The sequence below is a fragment of the Luteimonas sp. gir genome, assembly GCF_037198055.1.
GTDB lineage: Bacteria > Pseudomonadota > Gammaproteobacteria > Xanthomonadales > Xanthomonadaceae > Luteimonas > Luteimonas citri_A.
In genome coordinates this window covers 82,513-96,790 of the sequence record NZ_JBBAXQ010000002.1, presented here as the reverse complement: position 1 = coordinate 96,790, position 14,278 = coordinate 82,513, and the positions used below count along the sequence as shown (strand labels likewise).

General features: G+C 68.4%; 16 protein-coding genes. 9 read left to right on the top strand and 7 right to left on the bottom strand.

Translation table 11 applies throughout. From position 1 onward, the window contains the following. Window positions 1–213 precede the first annotated feature (213 nt). The 3 genes from groL to WAF18_RS04195 form a co-directional block, all read right to left on the bottom strand. A complete protein-coding gene (groL, locus tag WAF18_RS04205) occupies window positions 214–1,854 on the bottom strand; it encodes a chaperonin GroEL (protein WP_183427861.1) in 1,641 nt (546 codons plus the stop codon). A 133-nt stretch (window positions 1,855–1,987) separates the two neighbouring features. Next, window positions 1,988–2,278: a co-chaperone GroES gene (groES, locus tag WAF18_RS04200; protein WP_183427860.1), complete on the bottom strand. Its 291-nt coding sequence runs from the start codon at window positions 2,276–2,278 to the stop codon at window positions 1,988–1,990. 226 nt (window positions 2,279–2,504) lie between these two features. Continuing rightward, window positions 2,505–2,990, bottom strand: coding sequence for an acyloxyacyl hydrolase (locus tag WAF18_RS04195; protein WP_337244019.1), 486 nt, complete (start codon window positions 2,988–2,990; stop codon window positions 2,505–2,507). A gap of 178 nt (window positions 2,991–3,168) precedes the next feature. Between WAF18_RS04195 and cutA the strand changes: the two genes are divergently transcribed. The 7 genes from cutA (at window position 3,169) to accC (ending at window position 9,415) form a co-directional block, all read left to right on the top strand. Then, complete coding sequence (cutA, locus tag WAF18_RS04190) at window positions 3,169–3,507, top strand: divalent-cation tolerance protein CutA (RefSeq protein WP_337244018.1); 339 nt, start codon at window positions 3,169–3,171, stop codon at window positions 3,505–3,507. A 45-nt stretch (window positions 3,508–3,552) separates the two neighbouring features. Beyond that, window positions 3,553–5,958 carry a protein-disulfide reductase DsbD gene (locus WAF18_RS04185; RefSeq protein ID WP_337244017.1) on the top strand — a complete coding sequence of 802 codons (2,406 nt, stop codon included), beginning with the start codon at window positions 3,553–3,555 and terminating at the stop codon, window positions 5,956–5,958. Continuing rightward, window positions 5,955–6,560, top strand: a complete 606-nt coding sequence (locus tag WAF18_RS04180; RefSeq protein WP_337244016.1) for a TlpA disulfide reductase family protein — start codon at window positions 5,955–5,957, stop codon at window positions 6,558–6,560. Before WAF18_RS04185 ends, WAF18_RS04180 begins: the two co-directional genes overlap by 4 nt. Window positions 6,561–6,662: 102 nt before the next feature. Next, the gene (aroQ, locus tag WAF18_RS04175; protein ID WP_337244015.1) at window positions 6,663–7,109 is read left to right on the top strand and encodes a type II 3-dehydroquinate dehydratase; all 447 of its coding nucleotides are present in this window, start codon (window positions 6,663–6,665) and stop codon (window positions 7,107–7,109) included. Continuing rightward, window positions 7,106–7,522, top strand: coding sequence for a lysozyme inhibitor LprI family protein (locus tag WAF18_RS04170; RefSeq protein ID WP_337244014.1), 417 nt, complete (start codon window positions 7,106–7,108; stop codon window positions 7,520–7,522). Before aroQ ends, WAF18_RS04170 begins: the two co-directional genes overlap by 4 nt. 38 nt (window positions 7,523–7,560) lie before the next feature. Further along, a complete protein-coding gene (gene accB, locus WAF18_RS04165) occupies window positions 7,561–8,037 on the top strand; it encodes an acetyl-CoA carboxylase biotin carboxyl carrier protein (protein ID WP_337244013.1) in 477 nt (158 codons plus the stop codon). Window positions 8,038–8,047: 10 nt separating this feature from the next. Beyond that, on the top strand, window positions 8,048–9,415 hold the full coding sequence (gene accC / locus WAF18_RS04160; RefSeq protein ID WP_183427853.1) for an acetyl-CoA carboxylase biotin carboxylase subunit: 1,368 nt from the start codon (window positions 8,048–8,050) through the stop codon (window positions 9,413–9,415). A 39-nt stretch (window positions 9,416–9,454) separates the two neighbouring features. Here accC and WAF18_RS04155 read toward each other — a convergent pair whose 3' ends face one another. Next, entirely contained in the window at window positions 9,455–9,985 is a 531-nt protein-coding gene (locus WAF18_RS04155) for a hypothetical protein (protein ID WP_337244012.1), read from the bottom strand. Window positions 9,986–10,095: 110 nt separating this feature from the next. Here WAF18_RS04155 and WAF18_RS04150 point away from each other — a divergent pair, with 110 nt between their 5' ends. Beyond that, window positions 10,096–10,287: a hypothetical protein gene (locus tag WAF18_RS04150; protein WP_183427851.1), complete on the top strand. Its 192-nt coding sequence runs from the start codon at window positions 10,096–10,098 to the stop codon at window positions 10,285–10,287. 127 nt (window positions 10,288–10,414) lie between these two features. On the opposite strand, the gene WAF18_RS04145 is transcribed toward WAF18_RS04150, so the two are convergent. From WAF18_RS04145 to WAF18_RS04135, 3 genes are all read right to left on the bottom strand, one after another. Then, window positions 10,415–10,825, bottom strand: coding sequence for a hypothetical protein (locus WAF18_RS04145; RefSeq protein ID WP_337244011.1), 411 nt, complete (start codon window positions 10,823–10,825; stop codon window positions 10,415–10,417). A 171-nt stretch (window positions 10,826–10,996) separates the two neighbouring features. Beyond that, window positions 10,997–11,728: an HAD family hydrolase gene (locus WAF18_RS04140; protein WP_337244010.1), complete on the bottom strand. Its 732-nt coding sequence runs from the start codon at window positions 11,726–11,728 to the stop codon at window positions 10,997–10,999. Window positions 11,729–12,282: 554 nt separating this feature from the next. Further along, window positions 12,283–12,645 (bottom strand): EF-hand domain-containing protein, encoded by a 363-nt coding sequence (locus WAF18_RS04135; protein WP_337244009.1) that lies wholly within the window; start codon window positions 12,643–12,645, stop codon window positions 12,283–12,285. 380 nt (window positions 12,646–13,025) lie between these two features. Between WAF18_RS04135 and WAF18_RS04130 the strand changes: the two genes are divergently transcribed. Then, on the top strand, window positions 13,026–14,210 hold the full coding sequence (locus tag WAF18_RS04130; RefSeq protein ID WP_337244008.1) for a PQQ-dependent sugar dehydrogenase: 1,185 nt from the start codon (window positions 13,026–13,028) through the stop codon (window positions 14,208–14,210). Window positions 14,211–14,278 lie beyond the last annotated feature (68 nt).

Here is a 14,278-nt window from a genome sequence, read left to right as displayed (position 1 = left end):
TCAGCACGCGGCTGCGCATTGCGCAGGCGCGGCGCCTGCGTTGATCGCGTCGCGCCTCACAGGATGGGTCGATGCCCTGGCAGGCCCCACCCGCCATCCATCCAGTGCCCATCACGCGCGCAGAGAACAGGCCGCCCGGAGCCCACCCGTCACAAAAAAAAGACCCCCGCTTGCGCGGGGGTCTCGGGTGTTGCGGTCAAGCGGAGGGCTGGATCAGAAATCCATACCGCCCATGCCGCCCATGCCACCGCCCGGCGGCATCGCCGGCTCGTCCTTCTTCGGCAGCTCGGCGACCATCGCTTCGGTCGTGATCATCAGACCGGCGATCGACGCGGCGTTCTGCAGCGCGGTGCGGGTGACCTTGGTCGGATCCAGGATGCCGAACTCGACCATGTCGCCGTACTCGCCATTGGCAGCGTTGTAACCGTAGTTACCGGTGCCGCCCTTGACGTTGTTGACGATGACCGACGGCTCTTCGCCGGCATTGGTCACGATCTCGCGCAGCGGGGCTTCCATCGCACGCAGTGCGATCGCGATGCCGTGGTTCTGGTCTTCGTTGGCACCCTTCAGGTCGGAGATCGCAGCCAGCGCGCGGATCAGCGCGACGCCGCCGCCCGGGACCACGCCTTCCTCGACCGCTGCGCGCGTGGCGTGCAGGGCGTCTTCGACGCGGGCCTTCTTCTCCTTCATTTCGATCTCGGTCGACGCGCCGACCTTGATCACCGCAACGCCGCCGGCCAGCTTGGCCACGCGCTCCTGCAGCTTCTCGCGGTCGTAGTCCGAGGAGGTCTCCTCGATCTGCGCCTTGATCTGCTTGATGCGCGACTCGATCGAACCGGTGTCGCCGGCGCCGTCGATGATCGTGGTGTTCTCCTTGGAGACCTGCACCTTCTTGGCGCGGCCCAGGTCGTTGATCGTCGCCTTCTCGAGCGACAGACCCACTTCCTCGGAGATCACGGTGCCGCCGGTCAGCACGGCCATGTCTTCGAGCATCGCCTTGCGACGGTCGCCGAAGCCCGGGGCCTTGACGGCCACGACCTTGACGATGCCGCGGATGGTGTTGACGACGAGCGTGGCCAGGGCCTCGCCCTCGACTTCCTCGGCGACGATCAGCAGCGGCTTGCCGGCCTTGGCCACGCCTTCGAGGACGGGCAGCAGGTCACGGACGTTGGAGATCTTCTTGTCGTGCAGCAGGATGAACGGATCGTCGAGGTCGGCGGTCTGCGACTGCTGGTTGTTGACGAAGTACGGCGACAGGTAGCCGCGGTCGAACTGCATGCCCTCGACGACGTCGAGTTCGTTCTCCAGGCCCGAGCCTTCCTCGACCGTGATCACGCCTTCCTTGCCGACCTTCTTCATCGCGTCGGCGATGATCGTGCCGATCGACTCGTCGGAGTTGGCCGAGATCGTACCGACCTGGGCGATCGCCTTGTCGTCGGCCGTCGGCTTGGACAGCTTCTTGAGCTCGGCGACGGCGGCCTGCACGGCCTTGTCGATACCGCGCTTGAGGTCCATCGGGTTCATGCCGGCGGCGACGGCCTTCGAGCCCTCGCGGATGAACGCCTGGGCGAGCACGGTCGCGGTCGTGGTGCCGTCACCGGCGTTGTCGGACGTCTTGGAGGCGACCTCCTTGACCATCTGCGCGCCCATGTTCTCGAACTTGTCGGCCAGTTCGATCTCCTTGGCGACGGACACGCCGTCCTTGGTGATCGTCGGCGCGCCGAAGCTCTTCTCAAGCACGACGTTGCGGCCCTTCGGGCCGAGGGTCGCCTTGACGGCGTTGGCGAGCACGTTGACGCCGCGCACCATCTTGGAGCGTGCGTCTTCGCCGAAGCGGATTTCCTTAGCAGCCATTGAAAACTCCGGAATTGGGATAGGGGATTAGGAATTTGGAAACGCGCAGGACACAGCTGAGTCGCAAGGAACGGGGTGGGCGCTGACGCCTCGATTGCCCGCTCGCGAACGCCTTGACGTCCTTCGCTTTCGATCAGCCGACGATCGCGAGGATGTCGTCTTCCTTCACGATCTTGTATTCGATGCCTTCGGCCTTGTAGGCGCTGCCCGAGTACTGACCGTAAATCACGATGTCGCCGACCTTGACCTTCGGCGCGCGCACGCTGCCGTTATCCAGGGCCTTGCCCTCGCCGACGGCGACGACTTCGCCCTTGGTGGGCTTTTCCTTGGCGTTGTCCGGGATCAGGATGCCGCCGGCAGTCTTCTCTTCGGCCTCGACGGGCTTGACCACGACGCGGTCGTACAGCGGCTTGAGATTGCTCATTCCAACCCTCTCTAAGTGATTGATTGTGAAGAAAACGGGCCCGAATTCTAGCACTCGCCCTTGGGGACTGCTAGAACGCGCGGCGCACGCACCCCGGCAACCCGGGACGCGAGGGGAGATGGGTGCGCGTGCCGGCTTTACAAGGGGGCGCGCAGAAAAATCATCAGATCACCCAAACGCACTGCCCCGGCACAGGGCCGGGGCAGGCAGACACGCTGGCGGTGGCTCAGCGGAAGCGCCAGGCGGCGACGAGCATGGTCTCGCCGTCGTTGGGCTGCTTGATGCTGGCGTTGGAGATGTGCCGGGCCAGCAGCGAGAAACGCTGCCAGCGCCAGCCGATGGTGCTGACGAACTGCGGATTGCCCGACAGCGCATCGGTCTGGCCAATCTGCGCGCCGACGCCGAAGCCGGCGGTGAATCCGTTGTCGCGCTCGTAGCGGGCGCCGCCATGAACGACGCCGACATCCTCGTCGAGATCGAAACGGGTGTTGTCGCGGGCACGGACATAGATCGCACCCAGCTCCCAGCGCAGGACGCCGTGGGCGGTGCGCCGCCACTCCGGCATCCAGGCCGCGGTCGCGACCACGGTGGTCTCGTTCTCGCGCGTGGCCGAGACGCCGACACCAACATCGATGGGGGAGGCCGCCTGGGCGGCAAGCGGCGCGGCCAGGACGAGACCGGCAGCGAGGACGAAAGACGAGCGAAGGCGCATGGGGACCGCCAAGACAGCGTAGGGGAAGGAAAGTTAAGTATACCGGCGAGTTCACTAATCGTTGGACGCGTGAACTGCCCACCGGCGGGATAGACCATCCCCAACGGGCCGGCGCAGCGTCGCGCCGAAGTTGTGCACACCGCGTGCACATTGAGCGCTGAGCCGATACCTTGGCTAAATGCCTGTTCTGACTTGCCTGAACACCTGCCCCGATGACGCCACGGCCCAGCACGTCGCCCGTGCGCTGGTCGATGCCCGGCTGGCCGCCTGCGTCAATCTCGTCCCGGGAGTGACCTCGATCTATCGCTGGCAGGGCCAGGTCCAGAGCGATGCCGAGGTCCTGCTGGTGATCAAGACCACGGCCGACCGGCTCGAAGCGCTGACCGAGCGGCTGCGGGCGCTGCATCCTTATGACACCCCTGCGCTCGTCGCGCTGCCGGTCGCCGGCGGGCTCGCCGATTACCTGCGGTGGGTCGATGACGAGACCGCACCGATCGAGACCGGCGAGGCAGACTGAAATCCCGGTTGGGCAGCGCAAGGGGCGGCCTGCGATACTGCCGCGATGCGTACGTTCTTCTCTGCCTCGTTCCTGACCCAGGCTGCGCACCTCCGCCGCCAGGCCTGTCGCCCCTGGTATGGCCTGCTCGCGGCCACGTTGTTGGGCGCGGTGGCGCCTGTCGCCGCCGTCGACTTCGACGATGTGCTGCCGGTCGACGAGGCCCTGGCGCTTTCGGCCACAGCGGTCGCGCACGACCGCATCGAGATCCGCTGGAAAATCGCAGACGGTTACTACCTGTATCGCCACCGCACTGCGGCCCAGGTGGCCGACGGCAGCTTCGGGGCCACCACGCTGACCCTGCCCGACGGCCACCGCCACGTCGACGAGTTCTTCGGCGAAGTCGAGACCTACCGCGATCGCCTGGTCGCGACGCTGGACGGACACCCCAGCGCCGACACGCGCCGCGTCGCACTGCAGGTCAAGTACCAGGGCTGCGCCGACGCCGGCATCTGCTACCCCCCGCAGACCCGTACCCTCCAGGTCGCCCTGCCCCCCGCAAAACCGGGGTCAGCGTCGCTTTTCTCGCGCCCTGACGCGACGGCGCCTGCGGCAACAAGCGACGCTGACCCCGGCTTTGCGGCGTTGGGGCGGGCGCTGTCGGGGACGGGCGATGCGTTGCCTGCCGAGCGCGCGTTCGCGTTCGAGGCGATCGCGCAGGACGGCAATACCCTCCTGATGCGCTTCACCCCGGCGCCTGGCTATTACCTCTATCAGGACCGCAACCGCTTCACGGTCGAGGGCGCGGCAGGCATCCGCGCCGGCGAGCCGCGCTGGCCCGCCGGCAAGGCGCATCACGACGATCATTTCGGCGCGGTGACCGTGTACTTCGACCAGGTCGATGTGCCGCTGCCGGTGCTGCGCAGCCGGCCCGATGCCGCCGAGGTCGAGGTGGTGGCGACCTTCCAGGGCTGCCAGACCGATGGCATCTGCTACCCGCCGATGACGCGTCGTGTGCAGGTGACGTTGCCTGCCGGCACGACGACGACCGCTGCGACCGCGCCCGACACGTCCACGCCTGAAGCCGCTCCAGCAGGCACCGCCGACGCCGCGCCGGCACCTGCCGACGCCAATGCCACCACACCGCGCTCGCCTGAGGCCGCCCCGGATGGCGCCGTCGCGGTCGCGGCCGGCAGCGATGCGGTCGCCGACAACGCCGCGCGCACCCGCCCGCCCACCACGCCGCGCACCAGCCTGCTGGCGGCGCTCGTCTTGGCATTGCTCGGTGGCCTGGTGCTGAATCTGATGCCCTGCGTGCTGCCGATCCTGTCGTTGAAGGTGCTGGGCCTGGCCCAGAGCGGCGGCAGCCGTGCGCGGGCCCGGGCGCATGCGCTGTGGTACACGGCCGGCGTGCTGGTCGCGTTCGCCGCGGTCGGCCTGCTGGTGCTGGCGCTGCGCGCCGCCGGCCAAGCGCTGGGCTGGGGCTTCCAGTTGCAGCAGCCCTGGTTCGTGGCCGCGCTGGTGTACCTGATGTTCGCGGTCGGGCTGAGCCTGTCGGGCGTGTTCACGCTCGGCGGCCGGGTCGGCAACCTCGGCCAGGCGCTGGCCGCACGCACCGGGCCCAGTGGCGACTTCTTCACCGGTGTCCTGGCCTGCGTGGTCGCGAGCCCCTGCATCGCGCCGTTCATGGGCGGGGCGCTGGCCTACGCATTCGCTGCGCCCGCCGCGCTGGCGCTGGCGGTGTTCCTGATGCTCGGTCTGGGCCTGGCACTGCCGTTCCTGCTGATCGGGCTGGTGCCGGCGCTCGCCGACCGCCTGCCCAAGCCCGGCGCGTGGATGGAGACGTTCAAGCAGGCGCTGGCATTCCCCATGTACCTCACAGCGCTTTGGCTGCTGTGGGTGTTCGGGCGGCAGGCGGGCGTGAACGCGATGACGTTGCTGCTCGCCGGCTTGGTGTTGTTCGCACTCGCGCTGTGGTGGTTCGAACGCCGCCGCTGGACTGGTGGCGGAATCTCGCGCGCACTGGCGCTGGCGCTGCTGGTGGTGTCGCTGCTGCCGGCCGCCTATGCGGTCCGCGATGCGCAGGCCGACACGCCCCGCGCAATCGCCGCCGACACGGACGATGAGGTCGCGTACTCGGCGCAGCGCCTGCAGGCGCTGCGCGAGGCCGGCACGCCGGTGTTCGTCAACATGACCGCCGACTGGTGTGTGACCTGCAAGGCCAACGAGCGACGCGTGCTGTCGCAGCCGCCGTTCCGCGACGCGCTGGCGCGCGCGGGTGCGACGTACATGGTGGGCGACTGGACCAACGTCGATCCGCAGATCGGCGCATTCCTCGAGGCGCATGGCGCCGTCGGTGTCCCGCTTTATGTGGTCTACCCGCGGGGCGGCGGCGAGGGCGAGGTGCTGCCGGCGCTGCTGAGCGAGGCGGTCGTGACCGGCGCACTCGAACGCGCGGGTGCCCCGCAGTGAAGCGGCTCGGCGGCACCCTGGCGATCGTCGCGGTCGCCCTCGTGGCCGGCGGACTGGGCGTGCTCGCCAGCCTGTTCGTCTCCGGCCCGGGCCCACTGCTCGGCACCGAGGCCGGCCAGCGCCTGTACAACGATGCCTTGGTCGCCGCCGCGGAGCCGCCGCCCACCGGCGTGACCATGGCCCGGCGCGGCGAGCCGGTCCCCCGCTTCGAGATCGCATTGCTCGACGGCGGACGGCTGCAGTTGCCCGACGCCTACGCCGGGCGCCCGGTGCTGGTGAACCTCTGGGCCAGTTGGTGCGGCCCCTGCATCGAGGAAATGCCCGAACTCGAGCGCTTCGCCCGCGAACAGGGCGCCGATGGCGTGCAAGTGCTCGGTATCGCGCTCGACGACGCCGACGCCGTACAGGCGTTTCTGGCGCGCATCCCGGTGACCTACCCGATTGCGATCGACGCGCCCGGCCCGGCCGATGCCGGTGTGCGCCTGGGCAACCCGCGCGGCGTGCTGCCCTATACGGTGCTGATCGATGCGCAGGGCCGGGTGCGCAAGCAGCGGATCGGCCCGTTCGCGCACGGAGAGACCGAGGACTGGGCAACGCGCTGAGCGGGAAAATCAAACGGCCGTTTAAAATCGCCGAACGTCTGCGAACTGGACAGCTATGGAGACATCCCGCAGACTTCGCGCACCTCCCGCACCCGGTGCCCGATGGCGTCGATCCTCGTCCTGCATGGTCCCAACCTCAATCTGCTCGGCACGCGCGAGCCGGAGGTCTATGGCCATGCGACGCTCGCCGACATCGACACGATGTTGCGCGAGGGCGCCGCCGCGGCCGGCCACACGCTCGAGAGCCTGCAGTCGAATGCCGAGCATGTGCTCGTCGACCGCGTCCAGGCGGCCCGGGCCGACGGCACGGCGATGATCCTGCTCAACCCCGCGGCCTTCACCCATACCTCGGTCGCGCTGCGCGACGCCCTGGCCGCGGTCGTGATCCCGTTCATCGAGATCCACCTGTCGAATCCCCACCGTCGCGAGCCGTTCCGGCACACCAGTTATTTCAGCGACCTGGCGATCGGCGTGGTCTGCGGTTTCGGTACCGACAGCTACCGCTACGCGCTCGATGCTGCGCTGCGCAGGCTGGAGCCGGTCGCATGACGCGCCGCGGTCCCGTCTCCGCCTGGTGGCTGGCAGGCATCGCGGCAGCCTGGCCGCTGGCGGCCTCTGCCGACCCGCTGAACGAGGCCGATTGCGTCGCGCCGCTGTCGACCGACACCGCTGCGCTGTGCATGTCTGCCGAGTACACGCGCCTGGACGCCGAGCTCGAGCAAGCCCAGGCCGCCACCATCGCCGCGATGGCCGATCCCGACGGATGCGTCGGTGCCTGCGACGCTGCGGCCGCCGCGCTCGCGGACGCACACGCTGCCTGGCAGCGCTTCCGCGCCCGGGATTGCGACGCCATCTTCGCCCTCGCCATCGGCGGCAGCGGTCGCAACGACGCCCGCCTGACGTGCCTGATCGACCACACCCGTCTTCGCATCGGACAGTTGCAGCAGCTTCGCGCGCTGTAAGCCTGTCCGCCATTCCGCCGACAACCACGAGGCCCGCCATGGACCTGAGAAAGATCAAGAAGCTCATCGACCTGCTCGAGGAGTCCAACCTGACCGAAATCGAGATCAAGGAAGGCGAGGAATCGGTCCGCCTGTCGCGCACCTCGGTCGCGGCCGCGCCGGCGGCCTATGCCCCAGCCCCGGCTCCCGCCCCGCGCGCGCCCGAGCCGGTGATGCCGATGAGCTCCCCGGTCGAGGCCGCCACCGGCGGCACGCCCAAGGGCGGCGACGACCTCCCGCCCGGCCAGGTCACCAAGTCGCCGATGGTCGGCACGTTCTACGCCTCGCCCGCACCGGACAAGCCGCCGTTCGTGTCGGTCGGCCAGCAGGTCAAGGCCGGCGACACGCTGGGCATCATCGAGGCGATGAAGATGTTCAATCCGATCGAGGCCGAGACCTCGGGCACGGTCGCCGCGATCCTGTGCGAAAGCGGCCAGCCGGTCGAGTTCGATCAGCCGTTGTTCGTGATCGGCTGAGGCCGCCCCGATGCTTGAAAAAGTCGTCATCGCCAACCGGGGCGAGATCGCGCTGCGCATCCTGCGCGCGTGCCATACGCTCGGCATCCGCACGGTCGCGGTGCATTCCACCGTCGACCGCAACCTCAAGCACGTGGCCATGGCCGATGAGTCGGTCTGCATCGGCCCGCCGCCGTCCAACCGCAGCTATCTCGACATGCCGGCAATCATCGCCGCGGCCGAGGTCACCGACGCCCAGGCGATCCACCCCGGCTACGGCTTCCTCAGTGAGAACGCCGACTTCGCCGAACGCGTCGAGCAGTCGGGCTTCGTGTTCATCGGCCCGAAGGCCGAGACCATCCGCCTGATGGGCGACAAGGTCGAGGCGATCCGCGCGATGAAGGAGGCCGGTGTGCCCTGCGTGCCCGGCTCCGGCGGCCCGCTCGGCGACGACCCGGCGACCAACGTCAAGATCGCCCGCGAGATCGGCTATCCGGTCATCGTCAAGGCGGCCGGCGGCGGCGGTGGGCGCGGCATGCGCGTGGTGCACACCGAGGCCGCGCTGGTCAACGCGATCGCCACGACCAAGCAGGAAGCCAAGGCCGCGTTCGGCAACGACATGGTCTACATGGAGAAGTTCCTGGAGAACCCGCGCCACGTGGAGATCCAGGTGCTGGCCGACGGCCAGGGCGGCGCGATCCATCTGGGCGAGCGCGATTGCTCGATGCAGCGCCGGCACCAGAAAGTCGTCGAGGAAGCGCCGGCGCCGGGCATCACGCCCGAGGCGCGCGCGCAGATCGGCAAGGTCTGCGTGGACGCCTGCATCCGCATCGGCTATCGCGGCGCGGGCACGTTCGAGTTCCTGTACGAGAACGGCCGCTTCTACTTCATCGAAATGAACACCCGCATCCAGGTCGAGCATCCGGTGACCGAGATGGTGACCGGCATCGATCTGGTGCGCGAGCAGCTGATGATTGCCTCGGGCCACAAGCTGTCGATCCGCCAGGAGGACGTGGTGCTGACCGGCCACGCGATCGAATGCCGCATCAACGCCGAAGACCCCGAGAGCTTCCTGCCCTCGCCCGGCACGATCCTGCATTTCCACGCGCCCGGCGGCCCGGGCGTGCGGGTCGATACGCATGTCTACGAAGGCTATGCGGTCCCGCCGAACTACGACTCGATGATCGGCAAGCTGATCGTGCACGGCGCCGACCGCGAGCAGGCGATCTGCCGGATGCGGGTGGCGCTGTCGGAGATGGTGGTCGACGGCATCAAGACCAACATCCCGCTGCAGCAGCGGATCATGCGCGACCAAGGCTTCCACGCGGGTGGTCAGAACATCCATTACCTGGAAAAGCGCTTGGCCGAGCGCAAGAACAAGACGCTGGCCATCGGCTGAAGTCGACGCCGGCGCGCGCAGATCGCGCGCCGGCGGTCGTCAGGGCTCGCGGTCGGGAAACGCCCGTCGCAGGGACGCATCGAGCTGGATCGGCCGCGCCCAGCGGTCATAGCTCGCCACCAGGCCACGCTTGACCCGCACCACCGGCTCGCCGCCCTGCGCTGCGCCGAGGCGCTCGAGCACGCCGACCCAGCCGCCGCTGCGATCGCGTCGCCAGTGTGCGGCGATCTCGCGGCAAGGCCGACCCAACGCCCGGCCCACGGCACAGGCGAAATAGACATCGCCGGCGCGCATGCCCGCCTCGTCGAGCAGTTGTTCGACCAGCGCCCGCGGTGCGACCTGATAACGCGCGACCTCGTCGACGAACGCGTCCCGGTAGCGCGCCGCATACAGATCGACATCCTCAAGCCAGGTGTCGAGCCAGGCATCGCCGGTCCCGGGATCGGGCACGGCGTCTTCGCTGGCGTCTGCAGCGTTTGTGGGCAGGGCGCCGTCCTGGGCCGATGCCGAAGACACGACGGCGGCCAGCAGCAGACACGACAGGCATACGGCAGCGGATAGCGGACGCATCGGGCAGTTACTCGGGGCAGAACCTGGTCGGATCACATCGCGGCTTCGACGCCGCCGCGACGCACAGAGGCCGACGATAGCCCAACACCGCAAGCGAGGACACCTGCAAGATGGAGCCGCATCGAACCACCACGCGCGCGCCGCGCATGCTGCGCTGGGGCATCGCGGCCGGCGTCATCGCATTGGGTCTGGGGGCCTACTGGATCGCGCTCGACCATGTGGCCACGCGCGTGGGCCAGGACGCCGAGAACAGCCTGCGCAACGTACCGCGCAACGACGACACCCGGCACCGCGCCGACTGAGCGCAGTCTCGGCAACGCCACCGCATCGTCGCGCAACACCCCGACGCGATCCCGAAACGCGAATCGCCGCCCGAAGGCGGCGATTCGCTGGATTGACATTCGCCTGGATGGACGCCCGATCGCCTCCTCAGCGCCACCCGCCTCGACGTCCCCGGTCCTCGCGCGGATCGTAGTAGTACGTCGTGCAGCGGCCGCGGCGGTCGCATTCGGTCCTGCCGCGCGCACGCTCGTGGTGGCGATGGCGCTCGGCGGCATAGCGCGGCGGACCAGGATGATGGCGGCCATGGCTGCGCGGCGCAGTGCGGTAGTACACCGGCCGGCCGTGGCGGTCGTAGGACACGCGCAGGCGATCATCGTAGCCATAGCCGCCGCGCCGGTCGTAGGCGGTGTCGCCACGCATCACGACGTCGGCAATGTCCACGATCACCTGCACGAGGTCGTCACTGGCGCGGGCCGGCGTCGGCACTGCGAAGGTCGTGGCCAGGCCGGTAGCCAACGCGGCCGGCCACATCCAGCGGGTCAGAGTGTTGGATGTCATCGGACTCTCCTGCGACGCGGCCACCACCGCGGCGGCCTGTGCGCCCAACATGCCGTGCTCGAAATGAATCGTCGTGCAATATTTCCCGCGTCGCACCGATGCAGCCACGCCGCGTAAACAGCGCATTCAAATTGGAAACGGTTACGCGCGCTCAACGCGGATTTCAGGCGCTCAACGCGATGCGATTGCCTGCGCCGCCAGTTCAACCACCGCTTCGGGCAGGCGGTCCGGCGTGGCGACTTCGCGCATGCGCTCGCTGCCTTCGACGATGTCGGCCTGCGTTTCGTGCATCCAGGTCGTGCGGTAGGGCATGTACACGCCCCAGCCGCCGAGTGCGAGAACCGGCGCGATGTCCGAGCGCAGCGAGTTGCCCACCATCAGGAAGGCCTGCGCGTCGACATCGAACTCGCCCAGTACGCGCGCATAAGTCGCCGCATCCTTCTCGCTGACGATCTCGATGCGGCCGAACAGGTCCGACAGCCCCGAGTCGCGCACCTTGGCCTCCTGGTGGAACAGGTCGCCCTTGGTGATCAGCACCACATCGAAACGCTCGGCGACGGCCGCGACCGCATCGCGGATGCCGGGCAGCAATTCGACCGGGTGTCGCAACATCGCCTTGGCCATCTCGACGATGCGATGGAGATCGGCTGCGGCGATCCGCCCACCGGTGATCTGGGTCGCCGATTCGATCATCGACAGCGCCATGCCCTTTACGCCGTAGCCGAAGACCGCGATGTTGGCGGTCTCGACCGCGTACAGCGCTTCGGCGACGCGACCGTCGGCCAGATCCACATAGCGCCCGACGATGCGCTCGAACTCCAGCTGCGCTTCGTCGAAGTAGTCCTGGCTACGCCAGAGCGTGTCGTCGGCATCGAAGCCGACCAGTCGGATGCCTTGGGTCATCGGCGCATTATGCCGGCCGCTGCCGTCCTTCGTCGCGGAGATCGCCAAGGGATCGACTTGCTCAGCGAGAAGGAGTTCCACTTCGGATGGGCAGCGGCCTGCCGGCCGGAAGCCGCTCTTCCCTCGGCAAGGCCGCTGCGCGGTCCGGCCACGCGTAGCTCGTGTGGCGTTCGCCTGGAGGCGCGGCATGCCGCGCAGGCCCTCCATGCTCACCCTGCCTTGACTCGGGCGCGCGCCATCCATGGCGCGCTCGACGCGGCCACCGGCCGCCAGTCCGCTGCTAAAGGCGTTTGCAACCCGACTTCGTGTGGACGAAAGATCGCGTGCAAAGACAAAACGCGCGCGCTCGACCCCATCGATGGTGGCTGCAATGCCGGCACAGCTTCGCAACAGTCTAACCACCGAGAGAGTAGCGCCCCGCGAGCAGGCCGCTGCCCAGCCGAAGCGGACTGAAGTGAGCTGTTTACTCGCCACATTCAAAAAAAGCGGCCCCAAACGGGGCCGCCTTGGTCTGGACTGCAGGCCGCCATCAGCGGCCTGCAAGCAAGCGAGACTCAGTTCTCGCTGGCACCCGCACCCGAGGTCTGGGCGTTGACGTAGTTGCGATACTCCTCCGGCGTGATGAAGCCATCGCCGTCGGCATCGACATCACTGAAGACCTGCGCCAGGCCCTCAAGGCCGGCGGCCTCGGTCTGGCTCAGACGGCCGTCACCGTCAGTGTCCAGATCCGCCCAGGTGACCTGGCCCTGCTGCGCCTGCGGCGCCTCGGCCGTCGCATCCTGCGCATAGTCCTGCGTGGTCGCCTCCGTGGTCGGCGGCGCCTGTTCCGCGGTCGGATCCTGCGCGAATGCCATCGGCATGACCATCGCGGCACCCAGAGCAATGGCGGCGATCAGCGGCTTGCGAGCATTCTTCATCATGGTCTCTCCTGCGTTTCTTTGGGGAAGTGGGCGCGGGGGTCTTTCATCCTCGTCAGTGGATACCGCACGGTCCCTACCCTGCCTGCGCCGAAATGAACCGCCGCGGCCTCTGAATCCCACCTGATTACGGCCCCTTAACCACACGCTTGGCGATGCCGGGTAAGCCGATGTTCCCGAATGGTGAACACTGCACCGCCAGCCCCGTCGCGATGGGCTTTCCGGACTGCGGCGTCCGAACGCACAAACATCGCAATGCGATGTCAATGACTGAACAAAAACACAATATTTACGAACCGTCGCGCATTCGCCGCGTTCTCAGCGCACGCACGGACGTATGCCACACTCGGGTTTTCCCCGATTGTTTCCTGGAGATCCGCATGCCACGACTGCTCGCGCTCGCCCCGCTCGCCGCCTCACTGTTGTTGACGATCGGCTGCGATGGCACCGCCGCCAACACCGCACCGACGTCAGCACCGGCCTCGAGCGGGGAACAGGCCGAGCGCGACACCGCTGGCGCGGACGCGATCGAGGGCCTGCCGTTCGCGAGCACCGCGGTCGCCAGCTTCGACGAACCGTGGGCCCTGGCCTTCCTGCCCGACGGCCGCCTGCTGGTGACCGAAAAGGCCGGGACGCTCAAGCTGGTGACGCTGCCCGACGGGCAGGCGCGCGAGATCACCGGTGTGCCGGACGTGGCGTACGCGGGCCAAGGCGGCCTGGGCGATGTCGAGCCGCACCCGCAGTTCGCGCAGAACGGCCTGATCTACCTGAGCTATGCCGAGGATGGCGAGGGCGGGCGCGGTGCGGCCGTGGCGCGCGGGCGCTTGGACACCGACGCCGGCACGCTCGAAGACGTCGAGGTGATCTGGCGTCAGGTGCCCAAGGTCTCGGGCAACGGCCATTACGGGCACCGCCTCGCGTTCGACCGCGACGGCAAGCTGTGGATCTCGTCGGGCGAGCGGCAGAAGTTCGATCCCTCGCAGAACATGGCCTCCAATCTCGGCAAGATCCTGCGGCTTGAGGACGACGGCCGCGTGCCGGCCGACAACCCGTTCGTCGACCAGGGCGGCGTCGCGGCGCAGGTCTGGTCGCTCGGCCATCGCAATCCGCTGGGCATCGCGTTCGATGCCCAGGGCCGGCTGTGGAACAGCGAGATGGGCCCGGCCGGTGGCGACGAACTGAACCTGGTCAAGCGCGGCGCGAACTACGGCTATCCGATCGTCTCCAACGGCAACCACTACGACGGTCGGCCGATCCCCGACCACGACACCCGCCCCGAGTTCGAGAAGCCGGCGATCACCTGGACGCCGGTGATTTCGCCCTCGAGCCTGATGTTCTATTCGGGCACGCTGTTCCCGGCGTGGACCGGCAACGCCTTCATCGGCGGCCTGTCGGGCCAGACCCTGGTGCGCGTGGAGATCGACGGCGACAGCGCGCGCGAGGCCGAACGCTTTGCGATGCGTGCGCGTATCCGCGGCGTCGAACAGGGCCCCGACGGCGCGTTGTGGGTCATCGAGGATGGCAAGGACGGCCGACTGATCCGGCTGGCGCCGCGCGAGGGGTGAGCGCGGCGGCGTCGCCGCAGACGCGATACCCGTCACCGGCCCGCAGGCCGCGCAATCGCGGCCTGCGG

Excerpts from the sequence above, each read along its gene's own strand:
- groL (WP_183427861.1), bottom strand. The coding sequence starts at position 1,854 with ATGGCTGCTAAGGAAATCCGCTTCGGCGAAGACGCACGCTCCAAGATG.
- groES (WP_183427860.1), bottom strand. The coding sequence starts at position 2,278 with ATGAGCAATCTCAAGCCGCTGTACGACCGCGTCGTGGTCAAGCCCGTC.
- WAF18_RS04195 (WP_337244019.1), bottom strand. The coding sequence starts at position 2,990 with ATGCGCCTTCGCTCGTCTTTCGTCCTCGCTGCCGGTCTCGTCCTGGCC.
- cutA (WP_337244018.1), top strand. The coding sequence starts at position 3,169 with ATGCCTGTTCTGACTTGCCTGAACACCTGCCCCGATGACGCCACGGCC.
- WAF18_RS04185 (WP_337244017.1), top strand. The coding sequence starts at position 3,553 with ATGCGTACGTTCTTCTCTGCCTCGTTCCTGACCCAGGCTGCGCACCTC.
- aroQ (WP_337244015.1), top strand. The coding sequence starts at position 6,663 with ATGGCGTCGATCCTCGTCCTGCATGGTCCCAACCTCAATCTGCTCGGC.
- WAF18_RS04170 (WP_337244014.1), top strand. The coding sequence starts at position 7,106 with ATGACGCGCCGCGGTCCCGTCTCCGCCTGGTGGCTGGCAGGCATCGCG.
- accB (WP_337244013.1), top strand. The coding sequence starts at position 7,561 with ATGGACCTGAGAAAGATCAAGAAGCTCATCGACCTGCTCGAGGAGTCC.
- accC (WP_183427853.1), top strand. The coding sequence starts at position 8,048 with ATGCTTGAAAAAGTCGTCATCGCCAACCGGGGCGAGATCGCGCTGCGC.
- WAF18_RS04155 (WP_337244012.1), bottom strand. The coding sequence starts at position 9,985 with ATGCGTCCGCTATCCGCTGCCGTATGCCTGTCGTGTCTGCTGCTGGCC.
- WAF18_RS04150 (WP_183427851.1), top strand. The coding sequence starts at position 10,096 with ATGGAGCCGCATCGAACCACCACGCGCGCGCCGCGCATGCTGCGCTGG.
- WAF18_RS04145 (WP_337244011.1), bottom strand. The coding sequence starts at position 10,825 with ATGACATCCAACACTCTGACCCGCTGGATGTGGCCGGCCGCGTTGGCT.
- WAF18_RS04140 (WP_337244010.1), bottom strand. The coding sequence starts at position 11,728 with ATGACCCAAGGCATCCGACTGGTCGGCTTCGATGCCGACGACACGCTC.
- WAF18_RS04135 (WP_337244009.1), bottom strand. The coding sequence starts at position 12,645 with ATGAAGAATGCTCGCAAGCCGCTGATCGCCGCCATTGCTCTGGGTGCC.
- WAF18_RS04130 (WP_337244008.1), top strand. The coding sequence starts at position 13,026 with ATGCCACGACTGCTCGCGCTCGCCCCGCTCGCCGCCTCACTGTTGTTG.